This window comes from Nonomuraea sp. NPDC049504 (assembly GCF_040676845.1).
In the GTDB taxonomy this organism is placed as follows: Bacteria; Actinomycetota; Actinomycetes; order Streptosporangiales; family Streptosporangiaceae; genus Nonomuraea; species Nonomuraea salmonea.
The window spans coordinates 1-1,040 of sequence record NZ_JBFAPT010000088.1 but is presented as its reverse complement, the minus strand read 5'-3'; the positions used below and the strand labels follow the sequence as shown (position 1 = coordinate 1,040).

Sequence of the window (1,040 nt, the reverse complement as noted above, 5' to 3'; positions counted from 1 at the left end):
CTAGGGCGCGTTTCGGAAGTGATCTGAGTGACGGTCGCGTTGAGGTGTCGTAGATCGACAAAAGAAGAGGTCTCCGGTAGATGAGTCAACGACCAAGAAGACCATCTGCACGGAGACCTCGTGGATACCTTACCGGTGGCGGGGCGGGCTGATCTGACCGATGCGCAGTGGGCGGTGCTGGAGCCGCTGCTGCCGGTCGGCCGGAAGCCGGGGCGCCCGCCGATCTGGACGAAACGGCAGCTCATCGATGGGATCCGGTGGCGGGTGCGGGTGGGTGCGCCGTGGCGGGATGTGCCGGAGCGGTACGGCTGCTGGCAGACGGTCTACGGGTTGTTCCGGCGCTGGCAGCGTGCTGGCATCTGGCAGCAGATCTTGACCGTCTTGCAGGCCCAGGCGGACGCGGCCGGGCTGATCACGTGGGATGTGAGTGTCGACTCCACCGTTTGCCGGGCCCATCAGCACGCTGCCGGGGCGCGGAAAAGGGGGATCTGCAGGTCGAGTCGCCCGGTGGGGTGCAGCAGGAGCCGGCCGATCACGGGCTGGGGCGCTCCCGCGGCGGTCTGAGTACTAAGCTGCACCTGGCCACCGAGCAGGGCCGCCGGGCCTTGTCGATCGTGCTGACGGCCGGGCAGCGGGGTGACAGCCCTCAGTTCAGGGCCGTTCTGGAGGGCATCCGGGTGCCACGTCTGGGCGGGGGCCGGCCCCGGACCCGGCCGGACCGGGTGCTGGCCGATAAGGCCTACAGCTCGCGCGGCAACCGCCGTTACCTGCGCAGGCGCGGCATCAAGGCCACCATCCCGATCAAGCTGGACCAGGCCGCCGCCCGGCGCAGGAAGGGGTCCCAGGGCGGCCGGCCACCGGCCTTCGACCCTGAGTCGTACAAACTGCGCCACGCGGTGGAATGCGGCATCAACCGGCTCAAGGGCTACCGAGCGGTGGCCACCCGGTTCGACAAGCTGGCCGTGCGCTACGAAGCGACCGTCCACATCGCCGTGATCGACACCTGGCTATGAGCCCACCACTTCTGAAACGCGCCCTAG

The 1,040-nt window shown here is 68.8% G+C and carries 1 pseudogene; it reads left to right on the top strand.

Features of this window, described 5'->3' with window-relative positions:
- The first annotated feature begins 135 nt into the window (after nt 1-135).
- Nucleotides 136-1,013, top strand: a pseudogene (locus tag AB0K28_RS51735) (IS5 family transposase).
- The last annotated feature ends 27 nt before the right edge of the window (nt 1,014-1,040 follow it).